Here is a 551-nt window from a genome sequence, read left to right on the forward strand (position 1 = left end):
TTGCTTAAGAATTTGTTTGAGTTCAGACTTACACGACCCACAATTTGTGCCGCACTTTAATTGCGACCCCAAAGCTTCAACGCTATCACAGCCGTCATCTTGTATGGCTCGGATGATCTCTTTTTCACCCACCTTATAACAGCTGCAGACCATGCGACCTTGGGCATAGACGGAGTCTACTTCCGCATGCAGAAGTGCTTGGATTTGTTCTTCGCTCAAGACGCTACTATCAAGCATGCTTTCTAACCAAGCTCGCTCATATTCTTGCGCCTCTGAATGCGTGAATACGCCGTAAACTAATGATTGGTCGCGCGTCGCAAAACGATTCATTCCATTTTGATGCTGATAGGAATAACGCTCATGCACATCCTGATAAACCGCATTCAGAGCTGAACCAAGCGTGGTGCTTTTTTCTTTGCACGCAAATCGGTAAATCATGCCGCCACGGACTTTTGCTTTCGACCACACATAAAACTGCGCATCTAGCCATTGAATCGGAAGCTCGTCTAGACTAAATAACTCGCCGTATTCAGCCATCTCGACCGGTGAAA

1 protein-coding gene is annotated in these 551 nt (G+C 46.5%); it reads right to left on the reverse strand.

The features are described 5' to 3' along the window. Positions 1 to 551, reverse strand: a 551-nt coding sequence (locus A3739_RS03425; RefSeq protein ID WP_197472012.1) for a (2Fe-2S)-binding protein, incomplete at both ends; no start/stop codon positions are given.

Source organism: Oleiphilus sp. HI0067, assembly GCF_001635735.1.